26 protein-coding genes are annotated in these 24,994 nt (G+C 46.8%); 10 read left to right on the top strand and 16 right to left on the bottom strand.

Annotated elements, in window-relative coordinates; all coding sequences use genetic code 11:
• Window positions 1–3 precede the first annotated feature (3 nt).
• The 3 genes from F9L33_RS04930 to F9L33_RS04940 all read left to right on the top strand — a co-directional run bounded on the left by F9L33_RS04930 (window position 4) and on the right by F9L33_RS04940 (window position 2,848).
• On the top strand, window positions 4–1,686 hold the full coding sequence (locus tag F9L33_RS04930) for a flotillin family protein (RefSeq protein WP_152141610.1): 1,683 nt from the start codon (window positions 4–6) through the stop codon (window positions 1,684–1,686).
• A gap of 128 nt (window positions 1,687–1,814) precedes the next feature.
• Complete coding sequence (locus F9L33_RS04935) at window positions 1,815–2,393, top strand: YqaA family protein (RefSeq protein WP_152141611.1); 579 nt, start codon at window positions 1,815–1,817, stop codon at window positions 2,391–2,393.
• The gene (locus F9L33_RS04940) at window positions 2,390–2,848 is read left to right on the top strand and encodes a disulfide bond formation protein B (protein ID WP_152141612.1); all 459 of its coding nucleotides are present in this window, start codon (window positions 2,390–2,392) and stop codon (window positions 2,846–2,848) included. The genes F9L33_RS04935 and F9L33_RS04940 overlap by 4 nt, the downstream gene beginning before the upstream one ends.
• Here F9L33_RS04940 and F9L33_RS04945 read toward each other — a convergent pair.
• From F9L33_RS04945 to F9L33_RS04975, 7 genes are all read right to left on the bottom strand, one after another.
• Window positions 2,798–3,235 carry a hypothetical protein gene (locus F9L33_RS04945; RefSeq protein WP_152141613.1) on the bottom strand — a complete coding sequence of 146 codons (438 nt, stop codon included), beginning with the start codon at window positions 3,233–3,235 and terminating at the stop codon, window positions 2,798–2,800. The two genes, F9L33_RS04940 and F9L33_RS04945, sit on opposite strands and share 51 nt — an antisense overlap.
• Window positions 3,236–3,417: 182 nt before the next feature.
• On the bottom strand, window positions 3,418–4,002 hold the full coding sequence (locus F9L33_RS04950; protein ID WP_152141614.1) for an HNH endonuclease: 585 nt from the start codon (window positions 4,000–4,002) through the stop codon (window positions 3,418–3,420).
• 169 nt (window positions 4,003–4,171) lie between these two features.
• A complete protein-coding gene (locus F9L33_RS04955) occupies window positions 4,172–4,453 on the bottom strand; it encodes a hypothetical protein (protein WP_152141615.1) in 282 nt (93 codons plus the stop codon).
• A 96-nt stretch (window positions 4,454–4,549) separates the two neighbouring features.
• Window positions 4,550–5,200, bottom strand: a complete 651-nt coding sequence (locus tag F9L33_RS04960) for an alpha/beta hydrolase (RefSeq protein WP_226803942.1) — start codon at window positions 5,198–5,200, stop codon at window positions 4,550–4,552.
• A complete protein-coding gene (locus F9L33_RS04965; protein ID WP_152141617.1) occupies window positions 5,197–5,829 on the bottom strand; it encodes a DNA-3-methyladenine glycosylase in 633 nt (210 codons plus the stop codon). The genes F9L33_RS04960 and F9L33_RS04965 overlap by 4 nt, the downstream gene beginning before the upstream one ends.
• Window positions 5,829–6,551, bottom strand: a complete 723-nt coding sequence (locus tag F9L33_RS04970; RefSeq protein WP_152141618.1) for a cobalt-precorrin-6A reductase — start codon at window positions 6,549–6,551, stop codon at window positions 5,829–5,831. The genes F9L33_RS04965 and F9L33_RS04970 overlap by 1 nt, the downstream gene beginning before the upstream one ends.
• Window positions 6,548–7,603: a cobalt-precorrin-5B (C(1))-methyltransferase gene (locus F9L33_RS04975; RefSeq protein WP_152141619.1), complete on the bottom strand. Its 1,056-nt coding sequence runs from the start codon at window positions 7,601–7,603 to the stop codon at window positions 6,548–6,550. Before F9L33_RS04975 ends, F9L33_RS04970 begins: the two co-directional genes overlap by 4 nt.
• Window positions 7,604–7,700: 97 nt before the next feature.
• Here F9L33_RS04975 and cobA point away from each other — a divergent pair, with 97 nt between their 5' ends.
• From cobA to F9L33_RS04990, 3 genes are read left to right on the top strand one after another with little or no spacing between them, the layout of a single operon-like run.
• Entirely contained in the window at window positions 7,701–8,555 is an 855-nt protein-coding gene (gene cobA, locus F9L33_RS04980; RefSeq protein WP_152141902.1) for a uroporphyrinogen-III C-methyltransferase, read from the top strand.
• Complete coding sequence (locus F9L33_RS04985; RefSeq protein WP_152141620.1) at window positions 8,552–9,814, top strand: cobyrinate a,c-diamide synthase; 1,263 nt, start codon at window positions 8,552–8,554, stop codon at window positions 9,812–9,814. Before cobA ends, F9L33_RS04985 begins: the two co-directional genes overlap by 4 nt.
• A gap of 41 nt (window positions 9,815–9,855) precedes the next feature.
• Complete coding sequence (locus F9L33_RS04990; RefSeq protein WP_152141621.1) at window positions 9,856–11,061, top strand: MFS transporter; 1,206 nt, start codon at window positions 9,856–9,858, stop codon at window positions 11,059–11,061.
• Here F9L33_RS04990 and F9L33_RS04995 read toward each other — a convergent pair.
• The 3 genes from F9L33_RS04995 to cysS are packed head-to-tail and all read right to left on the bottom strand — an operon-like array spanning window position 11,050 to window position 14,872.
• Window positions 11,050–11,826 (bottom strand): squalene/phytoene synthase family protein, encoded by a 777-nt coding sequence (locus F9L33_RS04995; protein WP_226803944.1) that lies wholly within the window; start codon window positions 11,824–11,826, stop codon window positions 11,050–11,052. The two genes, F9L33_RS04990 and F9L33_RS04995, sit on opposite strands and share 12 nt — an antisense overlap.
• On the bottom strand, window positions 11,823–13,445 hold the full coding sequence (cimA, locus tag F9L33_RS05000) for a citramalate synthase (protein ID WP_152141622.1): 1,623 nt from the start codon (window positions 13,443–13,445) through the stop codon (window positions 11,823–11,825). Before cimA ends, F9L33_RS04995 begins: the two co-directional genes overlap by 4 nt.
• Complete coding sequence (cysS, locus tag F9L33_RS05005; protein ID WP_152141623.1) at window positions 13,442–14,872, bottom strand: cysteine--tRNA ligase; 1,431 nt, start codon at window positions 14,870–14,872, stop codon at window positions 13,442–13,444. The genes cimA and cysS overlap by 4 nt, the downstream gene beginning before the upstream one ends.
• 200 nt (window positions 14,873–15,072) lie before the next feature.
• On the opposite strand from cysS, the gene F9L33_RS05010 reads away from it, so the two are divergent.
• Entirely contained in the window at window positions 15,073–15,906 is an 834-nt protein-coding gene (locus F9L33_RS05010) for an isocitrate lyase/phosphoenolpyruvate mutase family protein (protein WP_152141624.1), read from the top strand.
• Window positions 15,903–16,655 carry a YgcG family protein gene (locus tag F9L33_RS05015; protein ID WP_152141625.1) on the top strand — a complete coding sequence of 251 codons (753 nt, stop codon included), beginning with the start codon at window positions 15,903–15,905 and terminating at the stop codon, window positions 16,653–16,655. The genes F9L33_RS05010 and F9L33_RS05015 overlap by 4 nt, the downstream gene beginning before the upstream one ends.
• A gap of 12 nt (window positions 16,656–16,667) precedes the next feature.
• Here the strand turns inward: F9L33_RS05015 and F9L33_RS05020 are convergent, their stop codons facing one another.
• From F9L33_RS05020 to F9L33_RS05030, 3 genes are read right to left on the bottom strand one after another with little or no spacing between them, the layout of a single operon-like run.
• Window positions 16,668–17,288 carry a class I SAM-dependent methyltransferase gene (locus F9L33_RS05020; RefSeq protein ID WP_152141626.1) on the bottom strand — a complete coding sequence of 207 codons (621 nt, stop codon included), beginning with the start codon at window positions 17,286–17,288 and terminating at the stop codon, window positions 16,668–16,670.
• Between the two features lie 2 nt (window positions 17,289–17,290).
• Window positions 17,291–18,040, bottom strand: a complete 750-nt coding sequence (gene pssA, locus F9L33_RS05025; protein ID WP_152141627.1) for a CDP-diacylglycerol--serine O-phosphatidyltransferase — start codon at window positions 18,038–18,040, stop codon at window positions 17,291–17,293.
• 2 nt (window positions 18,041–18,042) lie between these two features.
• Window positions 18,043–18,741: a phosphatidylserine decarboxylase gene (locus F9L33_RS05030; protein WP_152141628.1), complete on the bottom strand. Its 699-nt coding sequence runs from the start codon at window positions 18,739–18,741 to the stop codon at window positions 18,043–18,045.
• Window positions 18,742–19,034: 293 nt separating this feature from the next.
• Between F9L33_RS05030 and F9L33_RS05035 the strand changes: the two genes are divergently transcribed.
• Window positions 19,035–20,576, top strand: a complete 1,542-nt coding sequence (locus F9L33_RS05035; protein ID WP_152141629.1) for a trimethylamine methyltransferase family protein — start codon at window positions 19,035–19,037, stop codon at window positions 20,574–20,576.
• Between the two features lie 25 nt (window positions 20,577–20,601).
• Window positions 20,602–21,153 carry a HupE/UreJ family protein gene (locus F9L33_RS05040; RefSeq protein ID WP_226803946.1) on the top strand — a complete coding sequence of 184 codons (552 nt, stop codon included), beginning with the start codon at window positions 20,602–20,604 and terminating at the stop codon, window positions 21,151–21,153.
• A gap of 8 nt (window positions 21,154–21,161) precedes the next feature.
• On the opposite strand, the gene F9L33_RS05045 is transcribed toward F9L33_RS05040, so the two are convergent.
• From F9L33_RS05045 to F9L33_RS05055, 3 genes are all read right to left on the bottom strand, one after another.
• A complete protein-coding gene (locus F9L33_RS05045) occupies window positions 21,162–21,575 on the bottom strand; it encodes a copper chaperone PCu(A)C (RefSeq protein WP_152141631.1) in 414 nt (137 codons plus the stop codon).
• Between the two features lie 71 nt (window positions 21,576–21,646).
• Complete coding sequence (locus tag F9L33_RS05050) at window positions 21,647–23,686, bottom strand: TRAP transporter permease (protein ID WP_152141632.1); 2,040 nt, start codon at window positions 23,684–23,686, stop codon at window positions 21,647–21,649.
• Window positions 23,687–23,759: 73 nt separating this feature from the next.
• Window positions 23,760–24,770 (bottom strand): TAXI family TRAP transporter solute-binding subunit, encoded by a 1,011-nt coding sequence (locus F9L33_RS05055; protein WP_152141633.1) that lies wholly within the window; start codon window positions 24,768–24,770, stop codon window positions 23,760–23,762.
• Window positions 24,771–24,994: the final 224 nt, after the last annotated feature.

The following is a 24,994-nucleotide window of genomic DNA, read 5'->3' on the forward strand; positions in this document are numbered from 1 at the left end:
ATTATGGTATTTCAATCCCTACTTGTAACGGCTTGCGCATTTATCCTGTTGTTGATTTTCATCGGCTTGATCATGGCGCGTTTATATCGCCGCGCAACACGTGAGGTAAGCCTTGTAAAAACGGGTTCTGGTGGCAAAAAAGTCATCATGGATGGCGGTACAGTCGCTATTCCTTTCCTACATGAAATTTCATTCGTGAACATGAAAACACTTCGTCTGGAAGTACACCGCACAGGCGACGGTTCTTTGATTACCAAAGACAGGATGCGTGTAGATGTTGGCGTAGAATTCTACGTTTCAGTGAATGCAACAGACGATGGTATTTCACGCGCCGCCCAAACATTGGGTGATCGTACTTTCAACGTCGATCAGTTGCGTGAAATGATCGAAGGTAAATTGATTGACGGCCTGCGTTCTGTTGCGGCACGTATGACAATGGATGAATTGCACGAAAACCGCTCTGAATTTGTTCAAGAAGTGCAAAATGCAATTTCAGAAGACCTGTTGAAAAACGGTTTGGAATTGGAAGCCGTTTCACTGACAGCCTTGGATCAGACATCCTTTGAGTCTCTAGATGAAAACAACGCGTTTAACGCTGTTGGTATGCGAAAATTGGCAGAAGTGATTGCTACATCAAAAAAAGAACGTGCAGAAATTACGGCTGATGCAGATGTATCTGTACGCCGTTCGCAAATGGAAGCAGAACGTTTGAAATATGAAATTGAGCGAGATCAGAAACAAGCTGAAATTGCGCAGATTAAAGAAATTCAAATTCTACAAGCTGATCAAGAAGCTGAAATCGCGCGAAACCAAGAAACAGCGGACCAAGCCAAAGAGCAGGCTCGTATTGAAAAAGAACGTGCCATTCGGGCATCTGAGATTGAGCGTGAACGTTTCATTCGTGATGCTGAAATTGCCAAGGAACGTGAAATCGAAGTTGCAGACCAAGAGCGTCAAATTATCATTGCAAAGAAGTCTGAGGAAGAAAGCCACGCGCGCGCCTCTGCCGATAATGCACGTGCAGATGCTAAGAAAGCAGAAGAAGCAATTGAAACAGCACGTGCCGTTTCAGAAGCTCAGCGTGCCAAAGATATCGCTTTGATTGAAGCAACCAAAGAAGCGGAACGCCAGGCAACCAGAATTCGTGTCGCAGCAGCAGCAGAAAAGGATGCCGCCAATGACCGTGCAACAGCATTACTGGAAGAAGCACAAGCCGAGGCTGGCTCGTTAACAATCCGTGCTGAAGCTAAGAAAACAGACATGTTGGCCGAAGCGGATGGTCGCCGTGCGATTGCAGATGCAGAAAACGTGCTAAGTGAAGAAATCATCAAGATGAAACTCGACATTGCGCGCTTAGAAGCAATGCCACAAATCATTGCTGAAATGGTGAAACCAGCCGAGAAAATCGACTCGATCAAAATACATCAGGTCACAGGTATGGGTGGAAACACCAACGGTGGTGCCGCTGACAGCTCAGCCGGAACACCTGTAAATCAAGCCCTTGATTCAATAATGGGCATGGCCCTTCAAATGCCTGCAATGAAGAAATTAGGTGAAGAATTAGGTGTAAGTCTGGAAAGTGGGCTGGCAGGTGTCACGGATGGCGCCTTAGATGTCATAGAACAACCTGAACCATCGGCAAAAACAGATGAAGCCGATAAGCCAGAGAAACAAGCGGCCAATTAATACTTTTAACATTATGATATGAAGCCAGTGCTGCTGGCTTCATATTTGCATGCCCCCTCTCTTAGTTTTACTTGACGTATCCTCTGTACCGTGGTGCATAAGGCCAAATACGAAAAAGGCTTTCTGACGTGCTTCATAGATTATACAATTGGACATTATCACTTGCGCAAACACAATATGCATTAGCTGCCCTAGCCATCGTCGCTTTTGTTGAAAGTTCTGTTTTTCCCATTCCACCTGACATCTTGCTTATTCCATTGGTGATTGCCGCCCCGCATCGCGCGTGGTTGATCGCAGGTGTCTGTACGGTTGCCAGCGTTTTAGGTGGTGGTTTGGGGTATTATATTGGCTCTGAACTGTTTGATCTGGTTGGAAAACCTGTTCTAGAATTCTATCATAAACTGGATGATTTCGATGCCTTTAAGGAACGTTTTAATGCCTATGGTCATTGGGCCGTTTTAACCGCTGGCGTTACCCCATTCCCTTACAAGGTCATCACTATAACCTCTGGTGCAACGGGTCTGCCACTTGGGCAATTCTTAATCTGGTCACTCATTGCACGGGCGTTACGCTTTTTTATCGTAGCTGCTTTACTGTGGAAATTTGGCGCACCTATCAAAGAGTTCATTGAAAAACGCCTTGGCTTGATGTTCACATTGTTCATCGCCTTATTATTGGGCGCCTTTTATTTAGTGAGATATCTATGACACCCCACCGTTTGATTGCCCTAGCCACCCTTGGCTCGATTGCTTTGCTGGGGGGTGCTTATGCATTTCAGCATTTGGGCGGATTACACCCGTGTAAAATGTGTCTATGGCAACGTTGGCCACATGCGGCTGCAATTGCCATCGGCTTGATTGCTATGGCAACGGGTCAGCATAAATTGGCATGGCTTGGCCTTATAGCGGCATTGATCACATCTGGTACTGGTTTGTATCATGCGGGTGTGGAACAAATGTGGTGGGAAGGCCCCAATAGCTGTACGTCTGGATCAACGGCAGGCCTATCTGTGGACGATTTATTACAACAAATTCTTGAAGCACCGGTTGTACGTTGTGATGAAATCGCGTGGTCCCTATGGGGATTAAGTATGGCTGCTTGGAATGCCGTTTTATCCTTCATCGTCGCCTTGTTCTGGTTCAAAGCCGCGATCAAAAGCTAAGTCTTCATCTTTAGTTATAAAGCGCTTTATTTTATCCTTAACAGCTTGTTTTAGATGAATATCAAGGGATTTACGGGCAGAGCTGCCTGGCAAGAACACATCCAAATTCGATGGTTTGACTGCATTTGAAAGGCCAGCAACACTGGGAAACGTGATTGTCCCGCGTTTGATCAAGATATTTTGCACCTCAGACGCAATCGATGCATCTACGCGCAATAAACGCTGTAACATCGGTACAGAACAGCTGTTGTGCGCCCGCACAATAATTTCAGCCGCTTTCACACTTTCAAGTGCTGCAGCAGATGCAGGTGCTGCAAAACCCGCAACAGGAAGGCTTGGCAATAAGCCAGCAGAAGCTATCCCTGATAAAAATGACCGACGTTTCATGAAAACCCTCCGAAGTTTAGGAATGGACGATGCTGCAATTCAAAGGGGGGGATATGTTTGCAGCATCTGCGTACACCAAGGCCAGTCCTAGGGTGAAGCAAGGTTGAATATACAACCTGTCCTTGTTCAAATATATGATGCCAAAATCATATTTCCAGTACCTTAAAAATAAATAGGCGGAATTATGCTTCTAACTCTGCGTCCCAATATAAATAGTCCATCCAGCTTTCATGTAAGAAGTTTGGCGGGAACTTACGGCCTGCATTCATCAACTGTGATGGCGTTGGCTCTTTTGGTACAGTGCGCAAACGCATTCCCGCCTCTTTCACCAATTTTGACCCTTTGCGCAAATTACATGGGCTGCAAGAGGCCACAACATTTTGCCATGTCGTACGTCCACCGCGTGCGCGCGGCATAACATGATCGAATGTCATATCACCTTGGGAACCACAGTATTGGCAGGTAAATTCATCACGTAAAAACAGATTAAATCTTGTAAAAGCCGTTGATTTCACTGGTTTTACATAATCTTTCAAGACGATAACGGATGGAATGTTTATTTCGGTCGATGGTGAATGAACCACTTGATCATATTCAGCGACGATTGCGACACGGTCAGAATAAACCGCTTTGATACTATCTTGCCAGCTCCATAAGGATAATGGAAAATATGAAAGCGGTCGGAAATCAGCATTTAAAACAAGCGATGGATAGTCGCGCAAGCTTGATGGGTTACGCACAAAATTCTCAGAAAATTCGGTATTCATAAGAGCAAAACGACCCCTGTTCTGTTGTGTTAAGTTATAAACACCAGAACGGGACTTGCCCGTCCCAATATACGAACCACTATATAGAGGGGTCTAAAGCTGACAACCCCCTATATCGTGATAGGCTTTTCATAAAGGTTCTTTGCAACAGAATTATAAAAGGATCGCATCAATTACGGTTTTTCAAGCTCTCGATGGAATTTTGACCAAAAACGATGCGCGGCGCATCTTTTGCAATGGTTTTCACATTTGGCGCTTCAACAGGTGCAGATGCATCTGCAATTTCAACATCACCTTCTTCAACTTGATAAGATGTTTGGGATTGTGGCGCTACATCATGTGTTGGGTACGCCATCATTCCTAAACGGATAATAGCAATTGCAACGAAAATACTGGTAAAACTAGTTTTCGTAACAGATCGAACAACATCGTCCCAAATCGAAAGAGCCATAATAAAATCACCTACACATTACTGATGTATCTGTTTTTGGTAGGTATTTATGGCAAAAATAGACTGTGTCTTTGTCTAAAATGTGAAATTACATACCTAAAGCCAGTTTTGAATGAATTGTAACGCCAATCCAAGCCCATCTGGAGCAATACCATGCCCAGTGCCATGTGATACGTGTGTTTGCACATCAAAACTCGCATCTTTTAACGCAACCTCTGCTTTTGGCATATCACTTGGGGGGACAACCATATCCATATCACCATGAACCAAAAGAACTGGTGGCTTGGTCACAGCCTCTGCGGCTAATGTTTCTGGCTCTAACAAACGACCAGAAAAACCCACAATACCTGCCAGTTGGTGCGCTCGACGTGGACCGACATGTAATGACATCATGGTGCCTTGTGAAAAACCAACCAAAACGGTGCGATCTGGTGTGATGCCTTCTGCCACGAATTCCGCATCCATCCACTCGTTGAACCGCGCGACTGAGGCTTGCATCCCTGCCCGCATTTGTTCGACCGAACTGTTATCAATCATCGGGATTGGAAACCATTCACGACCCATTGGGCTCATCGTGCAAGGATTGGGCGCGTGTGGGGATAAAAACGTAGTGTTGGGCAGATGCTCTGCCAAAGGATCCGCCAGACCAATCAGGTCATGCCCATCCGCACCATAGCCGTGCACAAAGATCACCAAACTGTCTGCGCGGCCTGATTTGGCTGCTCGTTTTTCAACTTCTAAAGTCACGTTCGTATTCCTTCTCGGTCTTTCACAACATGGTAGTAGCGAAACAGTAAACGGGCTGCAACTGCGCGCCACGGCGACCATGCTTTGGCCATTTCTGCCAGTTCTTTTTCTTTGGGGCGTTCGGGCAGTTCAAACAAGATACGTGCCGCCTCTTGCAAAGCTAAATCATTGGCGGCAAAAACATCTGCGCGGCCTAATGAAAACATCGCGTAAATCTCGGCTGTCCAACGCCCCACGCCTTTGATGGTGATCAATTTTGCAATAACGTCCTCGTTGGGACATTCCCTTAGTGCTTTGAAATCAATACCACTTTCAGATAAAGCGCGTGCATATTTCACCTTGGGGCGTGACAGTCCAAAAGAGCGCAGTTCATCATCAGACGCCGCAAGAATAGCTTCTGGTGTGATCATGCCACCCTCTTCCAGACGTTTCCAAATACTGGCTGCGGCAGACACAGAAATCTGTTGGCTGACTATGGCGCTGAGCACTGCATCAAATCCGTCTTTGCGCAATCGCAAAGGCAATGGCCCCGTTTTGCCAAGTGCATATGCAAACTTAGGATCAAGATCCGCTAAAAACGCTGCACCTTCTGCAACACATGCATCTGATGTGATAATACGTCCGACCATTACAATGCCTGCACCCAATGAAGGGCCTCATCTACTGTGCCCAAGACTGTGGCATCTGGCAATTTCGGGCGGTTTATCATCACAACAGGCAACCCCAATTGAGCAGCAGCATCGAGTTTGGATTTGCTTTTCTCACCACCCGCATTTTTGACAACCAGCCATTCGATGCCTCTTTCTTTGAACAACGCGACCTCTTCCGCAATAGAAAACGGCGGTGTGCCAACCAAAAAAGACCCATCTTTATGCGGGAATGGCTTTGTGGGTTCATCAATCACACGTGCCAATAAATGCCGCCCCTTCAGGCAGCTAAATTGATCAAGTGTTTGCCGCCCAGTTCCAAGAAACACAGTTGCCCCTTGTGGGATAATGTTGGGGATATCATCGATACGTTCAACAAAACGCCAATCATCCGTTTCACCCGCGACCCATTCTGGGCGCTGCAAAATCATATGTGGTATATCTAGGCTTTGACAGACAGTTGCCGCTGTATGCGTCATTTGGGCCGCGAACGGATGCGTTGCATCTATCACCGCCGTTATTCCCGCTTTTTGCAAGTAATCCCGAAACCCATCGGCACCGCCAAAGCCACCAATACGGGTTTCGCATGGCAAATCGGCTGGCGCGCGCGTGGCCCCTGCCAAAGAGGCAATTACATCGGTTGTATCCATGCGTTCCAACAGCAGTCTTGCATCGGATGTGCCTGCCAAAACCAGTCGTGTCATTCAGTCTTTCCTAAAACAGTTCCTGATCTATCTATCACAACAATATCAATATCTTGCACTGCGTTCTTTAATTGTTTTTTTACACGTTCTTGCGCTTGTTCTGCGATCGCTTGGGCAAGTTTATTTCCTGTGCGTGTTACCGCTTCTAATGCCGTATTCGCATCAGAGACATCAGGTAAACCAAGGGATAAGGAGAGCGTATTTAACGCTTCGAAATCCACTTGAGAGCGTGAGGAATGTAAATCTACTGCGCCTTGTGCAAGCTTTGTAATCTTACCAATACCACCACCAATGGTGATCCGTGGTAAAGGGTGTTTGGCTACATATTTCAACAAACCGCCCGAGAAATCCCCCATATCCAGCATTGCGTGATCAGGAAGGCCATACATATCCTGCACCACTTTTTCCGACGTTGATCCCGTACAGCCCGCCACATGGGGCAAGCGATCAGCCACCGCAACATCCACACCACGGTGAATAGAGGCAATCCATGCCGCACAGGAAAACGGGCGCACGATGCCTGTGGTGCCCAAAATAGAAATCCCCCCCTTGATCCCAAGGCGTGGGTTCCACGTTTTCAATGCCAAATCTTCACCACCAGGTACCGATACGGTCACTTGAATATCAGCTGTTTGCCCATAAACCGCTGCCTGTTCAGTTACCACACCTGAAATCATCTGGCGAGGCACAGGATTAATCGCAGGTTCACCCACATCGATCGGCAACCCCGCTTTGGTGACAACACCAACACCAGAGCCTGCTTTGAACACAATTCCTGATAGGCTGCGTTCAACACGTGCAATGATCAAGGCGCCATGTGTGACATCGGGATCATCCCCTGCATCTTTTGTGATACCGACCTCTGCCCAATCATTGCCAAGTTGTTGATGTGCCAATGGAAATGTTGGCGTTTCGCCTTTTGGCAAGGTAATTGTGACCTCTTTGGGAAATCCATTGCCCCACAGCGCATCCAACGCTGCCTTTGTGGCGGCGGTGGCACAGGCGCCTGTGGTCCAACCACGGCGCAAATCACCTGTTGGTTTGCGAGTCATGCGTGCGACTATAGGGATGTGTTTGCCTGACGCCAATCGTCCAAATTGGGTCGCCAGTATACTTGGCTTCGCTGGCAAGCTGGGTCATAAGATAAGAATGAACGATACGAATCCCCTTCCCCCAAATGATTGGCCTGAACTACAGGCTGGTTGGGTATGGCTGTGTGGTGCTGGCCCGGGTGATCCGGGGTTACTGACACTCCATGCTTTAAATGCTTTGCGTCAGGCAGACGTGATCATTTACGACGCTTTGGTGGATAGCCGTATCATGGATTGGGCCAGATCAGACGCTGAATTGATCTATGCAGGGAAACGTGGCGGTAAGCCATCTGCAAAACAACGCGATATTTCATTGCATTTGGTTGAATTGGCAAAGGCTGGCAAACGTGTATTGCGTTTGAAAGGCGGCGATCCATTTGTTTTTGGACGTGGTGGCGAAGAAGCACAAACGCTTGTTCAGCATGGTATTCCTGTACGTATCATCCCTGGTATTTCAGCGGGCATTGGCGGTTTGGCCTATGCAGGTATTCCTGTAACGCACCGTGATGTAAACCAATCTGTTACTTTTGTAACGGGTCACGATCAAAGCGGGCAAACACCAAGCTCATTGAATTGGCGTGCGATTTCCGAAGGATCACAGGTTTTGGTGATCTATATGGGTATGAAACATGTGGAACGGATTACGGGTGAATTGTTAGCCGCTGGCCGCCCTGCGAATGAACCCGTGGCTGTGGTGACGCAAGCGACGACCCCTGATCAACGTGTTTTAGAGACCACTTTGGGGACAATTACACAGGATTTAGAGGCGGCTGGTATGGCCCCGCCTGCCATTATCTGTGTGGGCCGTTCTGTGGAGATGCGCCAAGTTCTGGATTGGCAGTCTATGATGGCAGGTGAAGCACCCCGCAATTTAGATCCATTGGGCCGAGGACGCCCTGCTGAAGCCTCATGAAAGGCTTGATCATCACGGCACCCAATTCGGGTGGCGGCAAAACAACCATTACATTGGGATTATTGCGAGCTTTGCGCAATCGCGGCATTGCAATTCGGTCAGCCAAAAGTGGGCCTGATTATATTGACCCACGGTTTCATGAAGCGGCGAGTGGTGAAACCTGTGTGAACCTTGATGCGTGGTCAATGTCTGTGGCGCGTTTGCAAGAACTTGCCGCTGGTGATGCCCCGTTGTTGATTGAAGGCGCTATGGGGTTGTTTGATGGTGCTCCGCCGATGGGTAAAGGTGCGACTGCGGATGTGGCACGGGCACTGAAGCTGCCTTGTGTGTTGATTTGTGACGTGTCGAAACAATCGCAATCTGTAGCGGCTGTTGTCGAAGGATTTTCGCGCCATGCTGCGGATGTAAATGTTGTGGGTGTGATCCTCAATAAGGTCGGAAGCCCACGTCATGAAGCGATGCTGCGTGGTGCATTAGAGCCTGTAGGTTTGCCAATTCTTGGGGCCGTTTATAGGGATGCAAAGCTGGAAACACCATCGCGCCATTTGGGTTTGGTGCAGGCAAATGAACGAAATGACCTTGAAGAATTCATAGATTATTCTGGTAATATTATTGATAAATCTATCGATATCGATCAATTAATATCACTATTCGAACATATTCAACAAAATACGGTTAAAACTACTGCACTCCTACCCCCAGCGCAAAAAATTGCGATTGCATCCGATGATGCCTTTGCTTTTGCCTATCCACATTTGTTGGAAAGCTGGCATAAAGCTGGGGCAAACCTGTCGTTCTTTTCCCCCTTGGCAGATGAAGCACCTGAACAGGCTGATCTGGTTATATTGCCTGGTGGGTATCCAGAATTGCATGCGGGAAAGTTGGCCACAAACAGCAATTTTATGAATGCATTGCGCGAGGCCAGCTCTGTTTATGGGGAATGCGGTGGCTATATGACTATGGGCGAAGGGTTAATTGATGCTGCGGGAAACCGCCATGAAATGCTTGGTCTGTTGAAACTGGAAACCAGTTTTGCGAAGCGAAAACTGCATTTGGGGTATCGCAATTTGAAACCCCAAGGTGGTTTATGGGATATGCCCCTGAATGGGCATGAGTTTCACTATGCAACGACCTTAAAATCTGAAGGGCAACCTTTGTTCCACGCAACCGATGCAGAGGATACAGAGCTTCCTGATATGGGATTGATCAACGGGAAATATTCAGGAAGTTTCGCACACGTCATTGACCGCGCCGATTAAGCGGTCTACCGATTGGGCATTCATTTATTAAAGATGCCTCCATGTCTCATTCAGATGCCTTAGCAAAACGTAATGTTTTAATCCTTGTTCTTGCCCAAGCCTTCCTTGGCGCACAAATGCCAATGATCTTTGTGATGGGTGGTTTGATCGGACAATCTTTGGCCTCAAACATCTGTTGGGCCACGGTTCCAATTTCTATGATCGTCTTTGGCTCGATGACGACGGCGCCATGGATCAGCCCATTTATGCAGAAATATGGGCGTAAAGCTGGCTTTTTGATTGGCATCTTGGGCGGTGCAACTGGTGCTGCCATCTCTGCATATGCCTTATATATCCAATCTTTTGGGATATTCTTAATCGGCAGCTATTTCTTTGGGATTTATATGTCAGCACAAGGGTTTTACCGCTTTGCAGCGACAGACACTGCGTCCGAAGAATTCCGCCCCAAAGCCATTTCTTACGTTATGGCGGGTGGATTGTTGGCTGCAATCATTGGCCCGCAACTGGTGAAACTCACGGCAGATAGCTATGTTATCCCCTTTATCGGCACTTATTTTGCAATTTTTGCCTTAAACGCAATTGGTTCAATATTGATCCTGTTTCTTGATATACCCAAACCGCCAAAACCTGTTGAAGGCAGTTCAACAGGCAGATCACGTTTGGAATTGCTAAAAACACCGCGCATTGCCGTAGCAATCATATGTGGCATGGTTTCTTATTCATTGATGAACTTGGTCATGACGTCTACGCCATTAGCGGTTGTGGGATGCGGGTTTAGCAAAGAAATCGCCGCAGACGTCGTAATGTTGCATGTATTGGGCATGTTTATCCCAAGCTTTTTCACAGGACATTTAATCAGCCGCTTTGGTGTAGAAAAAATCGTCGCCCTTGGTTTGGTTATCTTAGCCGCCGCTGGTGTTGTTGATCTGGCAGGCGTGACCTTGACCAACTTCTTTGGCGGTTTAATCCTGTTAGGCATCGGTTGGAACTTTGGCTTTATTGGTGCAACAGCCATGTTGGCAACTGCACATACACCAGAAGAACGTGGAACGGTTCAAGGTATGAATGACTTTATGGTATTTGGCATGGTCACAGTAGCATCCTTGGCCTCTGGTACATTGATGAATTGCTCTGGTGGGTCCCCTGTCGAAGGCTGGATTGCAGTGAACATAGCAATGGTTCCATTCCTTGCTTTGGCAGGTGGTTCATTGATTTGGTTGGTCAAGCAAGAACGCTTAAAAGCGTGATGTAAGAGTTTTCCACAAGAGTTTGGTTTTTCTATGAAATTCTGGATTTTCCAAACCACCCTCTGCGACCAATTCTGGCTGTCTTAACGCGAGCTTCAAAACATCCATTGCAGTCCATCCGCTGCGCAATGCTGCCCTGATTGGCTTTGGTATCGCCTGCAAATTACGGCGGGCATAACGCAGCCGTTCAAACGCACTGTGCGCCAAAGTGGCGACACCTTCTAATGTGCCATCAACCAGCGGGTATTTTTGGGCATTTTCCAATGCGGGAATAGCTTTCAAAAGCGCGGCAATCCCCATCCCATACCCATAATCCATGATAAAATCTTTATGTGCTTGGGAAGCACCCATAGCTTGCGCAGATAACCACAGCAAACCCGCTGATGTATCCATGATATATTGATCCATTGCAGCCTGATCTGCATGTGGCTCTTTGTATATATCCCATCGGCGTGCTTCGATTAATGCCTCGAATACACTGCGATCTAAACCTTTTTCGTTAATCAAAGCGGCCAAAGGTGTTACAACCTCATGACGGCGCACATCTTTACCATCATAAATCTCGGCAATGGCATCTGCCCACCATTGTAAACGCATTTCAGCGATCATGGCTTCGGCGGTTATCCAAGGGGCGCGCACGACTTCCAGATTAAAGGCATAAAGCACCATCAAAGCGCCGCGGTCGGCTGCTGGTGCTGTCATGGCAGATAAAAAACGGTCTGGATCGCCCCGTTCCACTAAATCTGCACAAGCCTCTACACTCACTGTGGTTTTGCTCCGTCACGGATAAGCTTCCAGTTTATCGCATCAAGAAGCGCTTCGAACGAAGCATCCACTATGTTGGCAGATATCCCTACAGTCGACCAATGACGCCCTTGCCCATCTTCGCAATCAATTATCACGCGTGTCACCGCATCTGTACCGCCATTGGTAATCCGCACACGGAAATCCACCAATCGCATATCATCGATAACAGATTGATAAGGTCCGAAATCTTTGGACAAAGCTTTGCCCAGCGCATTCACTGGGCCGCTATCGACACCGTTTTCATCTATGCTGTGGGTGACGGACATAATCTTCTTTTTGCCAATCTTGGTTACAACCACAGCTTCGGAGACTGAAATCATCTTATTGTGTTTGTTTTTGCGGCGTTCCACAGTCACACGGTAGCGTTTTATCTTAAAGAACGTTGGCAATTCGCCCAAGATTTTGCGTGCTAACAATTCGAAAGACGCTTGTGCGCTGTCATAGGCATAGCCGTCATCTTCGCGTTCTTTGACCTTATCAAGGATTTGACCCAAACGTGGGTCACCCTTTTCAACGCTTAGCCCCGCCTCGGACAAACGACGGCGCAAATTTGATTGCCCCGCTTGATTGGACATTGGGATAACACGTTGATTACCAACAAGTTCAGGGTTGATATGTTCGTAAGTCGTAGGATCCTTGAGGATCGCAGATGCATGCAGCCCTGCCTTATGCGTAAAGGCGGATGCCCCCACATATGCCGCCTGTTTATGTGGAACACGGTTCAATATATCGTCCAACATACGGCTTAATGCGGTAAGCTCTTTTAACTTTTCAACGCTTATACCTGTATCATACAGGCTTGCATAGGGTTCCTTGGTTAAAAGTGTTGGAATGATTGTCGTCAGGTTTGCATTCCCACACCGTTCACCAAGCCCATTCAATGTTCCTTGGATATGCCGCGCCCCCGCATCCACAGCAGCCAAAGTATTGGCAACCGCATGTTCGGTGTCATTATGTGTGTGAATACCCAGATGATCACCAGGGATGCCAGCTTCAATCGCGGCACGTGTGGCCATATGCACCTGTGCTGGCAACGCACCACCATTTGTATCACACAGAACGACCCAGCGCGCACCAGCATCATAGGCCGCTTTGGCCGCTTTTAGTGTGTATTCTGGATCAGAACGGTAGCCATCAAAGAAATGTTCGCAATCAAACAGCGCTTCGCGGCCTTGGGCAACGATATGTTTGATTGAATCTTTGATGCATTCCAAGTTCTCTTCCAGCGTAATACCCAATGCATCCGTGACATGGAAATCGCTGGTTTTTCCCACAAGGCATACCGCAGGTGTGTTGGCATTCAGCACCGCTGCCAGAACATCATCATTCGCCGCAGAACGCCCAGCGCGTTTGGTCATACCGAAAGCTGTGAAGGTTGCCTTTAGCTTTGGCGCTGCATTGAAAAAATCGCTGTCGGTTGGGTTCGCACCGGGCCAACCGCCCTCGATATAATCAAGGCCAAGGTCGTCTAACGCATTGGCAATGCGGATTTTATCATCAGCAGTGAAATCCACGCCTTGGGTTTGTTGACCGTCGCGAAGTGTGGTGTCGAAGAGGTATAGGCGTTCTTTGGTCATAACAGTCCCTCTAATTTTTCAGGGTCGAAATCTGCTTTAGGAATAAGCTCCACACCATCTTTAGACATTCGTACTTCAATATTTGCGGCTTGTAGTTTAGCCTTCAACTCGTCCACTTTTGCAAAATTTTTCGTCGACATTGCTACAGAACGTGCATCAGTTAACAATTCGGCGAATGCACTAAGATCCATTCCTGAGTACTCACCCAAACCAACACTTGCCATTTGTCCTAAGCTATCCCAGTCATTGACTAGCCCTAGAAATTCCAGAGATGCTGCTAATTCAGGAATTAGGTCAGTTGACGACAACACCCTAACCTCAACTAGAGCTTGATGAGTATTCAAATCATTTTTTAGAACCTCAACAACCCTTTCATGAGGTTTCCATTGACCTGTATCCTTCAATGTTTGAACTGTATCATTTGTATAATTCATGGTATGTAAAAGCCGATACCAATCTCTTAATGTGGCCTCAGCCTCTTTTGCCTTCTTATCCGTCCAATCCATTGGCTTAGAATAATGCGTGGACAGATACACAAAGCGTATGACTTCCCCCGCATAGCCTTGGTCCAGCAAATCACGCACAGAAAAGAAGTTACCTAAGGATTTCGACATCTTCTTGCCTTCGACCTGTAACATCTCATTGTGCATCCAGACTTGGGCGAATGTATCTTCGCCGCAGCAAGCACAGCTTTGGGCTATTTCATTCTCATGGTGCGGGAATTGTAAGTCTAAACCTCCACCATGGATATCGAACCGTTCTCCAAACAATTCGCGTGCCATAGCAGAACATTCGATGTGCCAACCTGGTCGGCCATATCCCCATGGGCTTTCCCATCCTGGTTGGTCATCTGTGGATGGTTTCCACATCACAAAATCCATTGGATTGCGCTTATAGGGTGCAACTTCCACACGCGCGCCTGCAATCATATCATCCACGGAACGGCCAGACAGTTTGCCATAATGCTCTTTCCAACTGTCTACAGCAAACAGCACATGACCTTCTGCCGCATAGGCATGACCTTTCAGGATCAATTCCTCGATCATCGCGATCATTTGCGGGATATATTCCGTCGCACGTGGCGCTTCATCAGGTTCCATCGCCCCTAGTGCACCCATATCATCCAGATACCAGCCAATGGTTTCATCAGTGATGTCACGAATAGAGCGTCCTGTTTCAGCCGCCTTTGTGTTAATCTTATCATCCACATCCGTGAAATTTCGTGCATAAGTCACATGTTCAGCACCGTAAACATGGCGCAACAACCGATAGAGTGTGTCAAACACCACCACAGGACGGGCATTGCCAATATGCGCGCGGTCATAAACCGTAGGCCCGCAAACATACATACGCACGTTATTTGCATCCAATGGCGTAAAGACCCCTTTCTTGCGGGTCTTTGTGTTGTAAAGTTTGATCTCAGTCATAGTCAGCCTCGCGCGTTTCCCTTGCGGACTTATCAGTTACTTACAATTTTGGAAATAAAAGAACGGCCCGCGTGATGTCTCAGCAGGTAATAATAATGCAGCAGATGATGCAATTCGTTCTCATGATTACTTTCTAACGGCTGAATACGTCTTGATGCAAGGTATTATTCCGTTAGGCTGATATCAAAGGAGCTTACAGTATGACACGACATGACCCAGGCCCCGCCTTTCGCGCCCTACATCAACGCGGCAATCCATTTGTATTGGCAAACGCATGGGATGTGGGCAGTGCACGTCTGTTATCTGCATTGGGTGCCCAAGCGATAGGCACAACATCAGCTGGCTATGGGTTTACCCAAGGCATTCCAGACATGGGATATCTTACGCGTGATCAATCGCTTGCGCATGCGGCTGAATTGGTCGCAGCAACACCTTTGCCAGTGTCAGGTGACTTTGAGAATGGCTTTGGCGACGCCCCTGAAACGGTTGCGGAAACTGTACGTTTAGCGTGTGAGGCAGGTCTGGCAGGATGTTCCATCGAAGATACAATGCTACCAACCCATCAACCCTATGATTTTGATTTGGCTGTCGAGCGTATCAAAGCGGCTGCTGCCGCTGCACGTGCATTGCCACGCGATTTCGTTTTAGTGGCGCGCGCAGACGGCATAATGAACCATCAGTATGATATTGATGAAGCCCTGAAACGACTACAAGCCTTTGAAGCTGTTGGTGCAGACTGTCTATATGCTCCAATGACTGCTTCTTTCGGTGATCTGATGCGTATCTGTGCCAATACCACAGCCCCTGTAAATGCATTGGCAGCTGGTGATTATACGCAGTTCAGCCGCGCACAATATGCAGATATCAGTATTGCGCGCATCTCACTTGGATCTGCTTTATCGCGCTGCATTCATCAAGCAATAATAGAGGGCGCAAGCCCTATCTTTGAAGATGGCAATTTTAGTCAATTGGCCAAAGGTGCACGTGGCGGAGATATTGACCATCTTATTATAAAAGGATCAGGCGCAACATGAGAGCTTTATACAAATATATAATCGTTGTGACTTTGGTTATACCAACGCTATCATTTGCACAGTCTTACCCTGCGCCCCTATCCCCTTATGTCAGCGATTATGCCAATATCATTGATGCACAAACAGAAGCGCGCATCACACAATCATTGCAAAATTTAAAAGCTGCCAAAGGCGTTGAAATGCGTGTTGTGACAATCAACAGCGTTTCAGATTATGGGCACACATCATCCGTCCCTGATTTTACGACAAGTATGATAAATACTTGGGGTATTGGTGATGCATCACGCAATGATGGTATATTATTTTTAACTTCTATTGAGGACCGTGAAATGTTCATCGGCTTAGGATCAGGATACACACCTGTTTATGATGACCGTATGGACCGCGTGTTTGAATATTACGTAAAACCATATTTCAAAAACGAAGACTATGCCCAAGGTATAGAAGTGGGCGTTCTTGAAACAATCAAACGAACTGATGTTGAGTTTGTTGGGGCGCATCAAAATGACAGTTTTATCAGTAAATTTATTCATTACTTTGTAATAGGTTTCATTGGTATTGCAGGCATTCGCATCATTCTGGGCTTTATAAATAGACGCCGTATGCGCAATGCCGCTGGTGCAACCACACATTCCGCACAAAGATCAGATAGCAATCAAACATCCGACCGCGACAGCCCTAATGGCGGCGGATCAAGTGGCGGCGGTGGTGGTGGATCATCTGGTGGCGGTGGTGGTGGCGGTTGGTAACAACCGCTCCCTTTATGCGTCTCGCTTTCTAAGAACCATAAACGTCATCATGCCGAGTGGCGGGATTTGTTTTTCAACTTTCAGTTTCAAAACATCTTGTCGCAAAATACGTTGTTTTTCAAAGTCAGAATGCCACCCCAACAAGTTATCTAGGGGAGCTGTGATTTTTTCAATAAATGCTAGAAACCCTTTATCACGCGCAAAGTGGTTCGTGATGATAACCTCTCCACCTGGTTTTAAAACCCGTGCAATTTCAGCCATAACCTTTTCGGGCTCTGGCACGACAGATAAAATGTGCATCGCGGCCACTGTATCGAATGTATTATCGGGGAATGCTAGTTCGCGCGCATCCATTTGCAGTAATTCTTTCACAGGGCTTAAATTTTTACCCTGATGTTTTTTAACCGCTTTTTCTAACATCTCTGGGCTATAATCGATACCTGTCACTTCAACGGTATCCATATAGCTTGGCAAAGATAGTCCTGTGCCAACGCCCACTTCTAGAACTTTACCACCACGCCCATTGATATAATCCACTGCGCGACGTCGTCCCTGACTGGTTAAAACACCAAACGTTTTATCGTAGATTGGTGCCCAACGGGCGTATGATGAGCTAACGGCGGATAATTCCATGGTTATTCCTTTTTGTTTAAAGCTTTGTATTTAAAAATCGACCAAATCATGACACCAAAATACCCCAGATCAATGATCACAAGACTGAGCCAAGGATAGGTCATCAAAATGGCAAGAGACGCAGCAAAACCAATCAAGATGAACTTGATGTTGCTACTGTAAACAGTTGTTGTCTTAAATGAATAGGTTGGAATGCGGCTGACCAATAATAGGCCGATTGCCGCCATATAAAGCGCGATTAAAACATCGTAATCTACCAGACTGTCCCACCACAAGAAGGATAGGAACATCGGTAAGAGAACAAGTAATGCACCAAGTGGTGACGGAACGCCTACGAAAAAATCTGCAGGGCCTTCGTCTTCATCCGCTTTATTGCCCACATTGAAACGCGCCAAACGTAACACGCAGCAGACTGCGTAAAACAAGACAGCAATCCAGCCATATCCGCGCGCGTCTTGCAGGGCCCATGCGTAAAGCATCAATCCTGGTGCCATACCAAAATTTGCAAAATCGGCAAGACTGTCCAGCTCCGCCCCCATTTTGCTTTCAGATTTCATCATACGGGCGACACGCCCATCTAATCCATCCAAGACACAGGCTAATAAGATTAATTGTACGGCAATCTCAAAGTTTCCTTGAAAGGAAAACCTGATGGCAGTCAGCCCCGCGCATATAGCACCCACGGTCATAATATTTGGTAAGAGTGTCCAAATCGGTAATTTGCGGTCGGCTTTATCTGGTTCAACAAGCATGATTATTCTTCTCGTGCTGTACGTTGAGCTTCATCTGATTTCAGATCAGCCAGAACAGTTTCACCGGCGACCATTGTTTGACCAAGGGCAACCATTGGTTTGACGCCCTCTGGCAGATACACATCCAAGCGAGAGCCAAAACGGATCAGGCCAAATCGTTCGCCCGTACGCAATGTTTGACCTTTTTGCACAAAACCAAGGATACGGCGTGCAACCAGGCCTGCGATTTGCACCACAACAAGTTCGCGACCATCAGCCATTTCGATACATAACGAGTTGCGCTCATTATCTGAACTGGCTTTATCCAAAGCCGCATTAAAAAATTTACCAGGTCGATATGCCATTGCTTTAATGGTTCCAGCAACGGGTGCTCGGTTCACATGGCAGTTGAAAACATTCATAAAGACACTGACACGTGTCAGAGGTTCTGTTCCACAGCCTAATTCCTCTGGTGGCGTTGCTTTTTCGATAAGGGAGACGACACCATCAGCAGGACTAACAATTAATCCCTCACGCACGGGTATAGAGCGTTTCGGATCACGGAAAAAGTAGTAACACCAAACGGTTAAACCTACTCCGATCCATCCTAAGAAATCTGCGATTAAGAAAAGCACTAAAGTTACTGCAGCGAATATCGCAACAAACTTAATGCCTTCCTTGTGCATAGGTTTTACAAACGTGCTTAACATGCTGACTGACATGAGTGTTTCTTCCTTCGTACAAAAGCGACGCTTTAAATCCTATGGCGACGCAATACTTCTATCTTTCCCCTAAGGCAATAGGGCTTTTTGAAACCACTAAAAACGACATTATTGCCGCTTATGTGATAGCAGCAATAGCAGATTTCAGCACACCATTATCACATGATAAATGTAAACTGGATGACTGTTTTAATTTCGCTCACGATTGGTGCCAATCGTGGACGCGCCGCGCGTGGTTCCCCTTATTTTGCTGACTTTCACTAAATTCACGCAAAATCAAGGAACAAATAACAATGTCAGAGAATAGAACACGTAGATCAGGGGGCCGTGCTGCCCGCCAAGCCATGCGTGCAGCCCCGCTAACCGAAGATACCCGCCCAATTCGCGCAGGTATGGAAGGCGGTACATATAAGCCCCTTTCAGACGCTGATGTGCTTAAAATCCACGAAGCGGCTTTGAAAGCGTTGGAAACAATAGGCATGGCTGATGCCCCGCCATCTGGTGTGGAAATTTTGACCAAAGCTGGTGCAATTCTAGGCGAAGACGGTCGTTTGCGTTTCCCCCGTTCGGTGGTTGAAGATGCTTTGGCCGTTGCCGCCAAAAAGGTTACGCTTTACAGTCGGGATGGCAAAAACGATCTAGAGCTTTATGGCAATCGCGTTCATTATGGCACTGCAGGTGCGGCTGTGAACATGGTCGATGTCGAAAAGAACGAATATCGTGAGTGTTATGTTCAAGATTTATATGACGCAGCTAAAATCGTAGATCGTTTGGACAATGTTCATTTTTTCCAACGCCCAATGGTTTGTCGTGACATTCCAGATAATTATGAGATGGATTTGAACACAATCTATGCATCTTGTTCTGGTACAACCAAACATGTTGGCACCAGCTTTACAGAACCTGATTTTGTACCTGGCGCGTTTGAAATGATCTATGAAATCGCAGGCGGTGAAGACAAATACCGTGAGCGGCCTTTCATATGTAATACAAACTGTTTTGTTGTTCCGCCTATGAAGTTCGCAACGGAATCTTGTGAAGTGATGGAACATTGTATTCGCGGTGGTATGCCAATCCTACTTTTATCCGCTGGCATGGCAGGTGCGACGGCTCCATCTACAATTGCAGGTGCAATCGCACAAGCAACAGCAGAATGTCTTGCTGGCCTTGTATATGTAAACGCCGTAGCGCCAGGGCACCCAGCTATAATTGGGACATGGCCGTTTGGACTGGATCTGCGCACAGGCGCTATGTCTGTTGGCTCTGGTGAGCAAGCTTTATTGTCTGCAGGTTCTGCACAAATGCACAAATTCTATGGTTTACCAGGCGGTGCAGCAGCTGGTGCATCTGATGCAAAAATGCCTGATATGCAAGCGGGTTGGGAACAAATGTGTTCAAATGTTATGTCCGGCCTTTCTGGCATGAACATGGTGTATGAGGCAGCTGGTATGCATGCTTCTTTGCTTGGGTTCTGTTTCGAATCTCTAATTCTTGCTGACGATCTTATCGGTCAAGCAATGCGCTGTGTTCGTGGTATTGAGGTTTCTGATGAAACACTGGCGTTAGATCAAATTGCAGATGTTTGTCTAAATGGACCTGGGCACTTTTTGGGTACAGATCAAACATTAAGCCGCATGCAAACAGATCATGTATACCCGACACTAGGGGACCGTACTTCACCCAAAGAATGGGCGGAAAATGACAAACCTGATTTGATCGAAAAAGCAATCAAAATGAAGAATGAGTTCTTGAGTGAAAAATCAAATGCATCTCTTGATCCACAAATTGACGCAGCAATACGCGAAAAGTTTGCAATTCATTTAAAGGCTCAATAACGTCCCGCGTATGATTACGCACTTAATGACAGATGTCCCCGCCTTATTAACTTCACTACCAGCCGTAGCTGGCGCAAGCGGCCTCGTTTCAGGCCTCTTGCATCCCGTTTTGGGATTTGACCATCTTTTGGCAATGATCTCGGTGGGGCTTTTATCTGTTCAATTAGGACATAAACACATTTGGTCTCTACCCGCTGCTTTTGTGATATTCCTAGCTGTTGGCGGAATTTTCGGGCTGGTTGGTATTGGATTACCACAAGTCGAAGGCATCATCGCCCTATCAGTATTGCTTCTTGGTTTGGCTATTGCGACGGGAGCAAAGCTTGGAATTTTTATAGCTTATCCAATGGTGGGTGTTTTTGCGATTTTTCATGGACACGCACATGGGCAAGAAGTGCCATCATTGAATGACCCAACAACCTATGTGATTGGCTTCTTAATTGCGAGTGCGGTTCTGCATCTGATTGGTGTTTTCATCGGGTTCATATTCAAAAGTGCGCGCACAAGATCATTGATCGGCGCTGGCTGTGCAGGCATTGGCCTTCACATGATCCTTTTGACATATGGTTTGGTGTAAACCCGCCTTTAATTCACAGGAACACTAAGATCCCCTTTGGGGCCAAAGTTTAACTCAATCTGAGTGGAGCCTTTCGGCATATTCAAACGATATGGCTCCGATTGAAACGTTACGGTTTTGCCTGGGTTGATGTTTAGGAAATCTACGTTCTTTTGAACGGTCGTCCCGAATATCTTTGCCATCTTATACATAAACGCCCTGCCAGTATCGGTTTTCACATCGCGCAAAACGATGGCGACAGACAGGTTGTTTGTGATGCTCATATAAGCCAGTGATCTATTGGCCTTATCAAGATCAGCCACGACCTGAGTAACAGATGCCTGTACCGTATCAGGCGTTACAACATGATCATCCTCATTTGCAAAGGCGCTGATACTGCTTAGGGAAATGATGGCGAGTGCCGCGGTAGTATTGCGAAACATATTCTGACCTTTAGCGCTACTTATCATGGCATTGATAAGTAGCGCTAAATGAGTGTTTGTCCAGTAGAACGCTATGCTTTCGCACCGCTGGAGTTTTTAAGGGCAATTTGCCGGATAATAATCGGCGCCATTAACCCTAAACCAACCAATGTGGTGATAAGGCCCGGTGCGATAAATAGGAACGCTACCAGACCAACATACCACCGTTCAGCTTTGCTCATTGGTGCCACTAAGAAGCCAGAGAAAGCCACACCCAGACTGGCAATCCCCAACATGGCGCCGGCCAACGTGATCGTGAACAAATACCATGTGAACCCGTCAGCCACTAACAAGAGCGCTGGTGAATAGACAAACACAAATGGTACCAATGCTTTGGCAATGCCAAGCCTAAAGGCTGTGTTCCCTGTCTTGAAGGGGTTAGAGCCCGCAATACCCGCAGCGGCATAAGCAGCAAGAGCTACTGGTGGGGTGATATCCGCCAACACGCCGTAATAGAAGACAAAGAAATGCGATACCAATGGTTGGACCTGCAATTGTGCCAATGCAGGTGCGGCGACTGCCACCAAGATGATATAGGTTGCTGTTGTCGGTATCCCTGCCCCCATGATGATACAGGAAATCGCAATCAGGATCAGCGATACGAATAGCGCCCATTGCTCGACAACAAAGTAGGAAAGAATTGGCACCTGACTTAAGAATGTCCCAATATCCGTTGCCGTTTGAACAACAACATACCCCAGACGGAACCCTACACCAGTCAATGTCACAACGCCCACAACGACACCAACAGTCGCGGCAGCAGCACCTACAGCCAATGTGTTCTTGGCACCAGCCGCTAAGGCTTTCCAAAGATCAGGTATGGTTAGGCGGTCTGTTGGGTTTAAAAACCCAACCACGACACAAGCGATGATGCCATATACAGCCGCAAAGTCTGGGGTCTTACCGTTCAGGATCAAATAAACCAAAATCGCTAATGGGATGATAGACAACCAGTGCTGACGTAAAACAATGCCCGCTTTTGGTAATTCTGCAGCACTTAAGCCTTTCAAGCCAAGTTTTTTGGCCTCTAGGTGCACCATGATGAAAATACCGAAGTAGTGTAACAAAGCTGGGAAGAGCGCCGCTGCAAGAACATCCCGCAGTGGAATTTCCAGATACTCGACCATAATAAAAGCTGCCGCCCCTAAAATGGGCGGTGTGATCTGACCGCCAGTGGAAGCTGTCGCTTCGACAGCGCCAGAGAAATGTGCAGGATATCCCACACGTTTCATCGCTGGGATCGTCAAGGCACCAGTCGTCACAGTGTTTGCGATAGAGGAGCCTGAAATCGTCCCCATGAATGCGGATGAGAAAATCGCCACTTTTGCAGGACCGCCAGAATAACGACCCGCGATTACCATGGCCAAATCAATGAATAGTTGCCCCAAGCCGATACGTGTTGCCAAGACACCAAAGAGAATGAACAAGAATACATACTGCGCCATCACACCGATTGCGATGCCGTAGATGCCTTGGTTGGTCATATAAAGGTGGTTGATCAAACCAAGCCAGCTTGTTCCGCCATGTTTCAACGCACCTGGTGCCCAAGGGCCAAAGATAGCAAAAGCTATAAAAATCAAACCGATAATAGGCAATGTTGGACCAACTGAGCGACGTGAGGCTTCAAGGGTTAGCACCAACAATGCAGTGCCCATAAGGACGTCACTTTGGGATGGGTTCCCGACCCGTTCAGCAACCACTTCTGGAGGTAACAATGGAAGATATAAAGATGCTCCAACAGCAATGATTGCCAATAAAACATCCCAAATTGGAACACCGCTTATGCGGTACCAAGCAGGTGCGGCTGGTTCTAATGTGTTCGCTTTGCGTATGCCAAACAGCAAAAACACTAAGCCCAAAACAAAAGCTAAGTGAATACCACGGTGCAGCAATTCGCGGATCAGGGCAAAACCTGATGCATAAAAATGATAAACAGACATTGCAACCAATGCCGTTGTGATGATGATCGCCAGAGTTTTCCCCGTCGGTCGAAATGCTGTTTCTGGATCAAACTTGCGCTCAATCTCGGCCAATTCTTCCGCTGATAATTCTTTTTCTGTCTCTGTAGACATAATATGTCCTCCCCCAATAACGCATAAAGCCCAAGCGTATGATACACTTGGGCTTTAGCTATTCTTTTAGTGCTTATTTAAGTAGGCCAACTTCTTTATAGAAACGCTCTGCACCTGCGTGCAAAGGAACACCAATACCGTTCAAGGCGGTGTCAGAAGTGATTGTTTTGCCTTTGGCATGACCAACGTCTAACAATTTGCGTGATTTGTCGTTCCACAATGCTTTTGTGATGTTGTAAATCAAATCATCATCTTCTTTTGCAGAAGTGAACCATTGCGCACCAACAGCCACAGTTGCGGTTGCATCAACACCTTCATATGTGCCCGCAGGAATATCGCTTAGGCCAAAGAAACCATATTTCTCTGACAATGCTTTAGCCGCATCACCTGCGATTGGAACCAATTTGATTTTTGCAGCTGATGCTAATTCAACCAATGAACCCGTTGGGTAACCCGCAACCACGAAAAATGCATCGATTTTGCCGTTACGCAATGCTTCTGATGCGGCGCCACCTTTAAGGGCTTCTGCGGTTACATCATCAACACTTAGGCCATTTGCTTCCATAATCAGGTTCGCATCAACATATGTACCAGAACCTGGTTCATCCAATGAAACGCGCTTACCTTTCAGATCAGCAACAGAGTTGATACCGCTGTCAGCCAAAGCCACTAGGTGAATATGCTCTTCGAACAAAGCAGCGATTGTACGTAATTCTGTAGCTGGCTCTTTGCCTTCCATAGTACCCGTACCTGTGTAAGCCCAATAAGCCACATCAGATTGTGCAAAACCAGAATTGCGCAAACCAGAGTTAATCGCATTCACGTTGTCCACTGAACCGCGTGATGAAACGGCTGATGCAATCAGACCTTCCACACCACAGCTACCGCCGGCGTCACACTCACGCGAGCCTGGTGGTTTAGAAATCGCATTCGCGATCACACCGCCCACTGGATAATATGTATAGGCTGTGCCACCCGTACCAATTGTAAAGAACTTAAGATCAGCAGCAATTGCAGATGTGCCCATCCCTACAACCAATGACGCACCAATCGCAAAGGCTTTTAAGTTTCGTGTAAATTTCATGAAGTCTCTCCCAAGTTGGACTTATTTCAAATTGCTGATTAAGCAACATCAGACAAGTAACAAAAAACATAACCACTATATATTCAAGTAAAAAACGACAGTTATTAACCTGAATATTCAAAACATTAAGAGCGGAATATGTATGTTATCTAGGGTAGAGCATTATTTTCAAGCCGCAAGTGATTCAGATTGGAGTTATAAATATATTTCATACAGTAAATAAA

The organism is Amylibacter sp. SFDW26, from assembly GCF_009184395.1.
Lineage (GTDB): Bacteria > Pseudomonadota > Alphaproteobacteria > Rhodobacterales > Rhodobacteraceae > Amylibacter.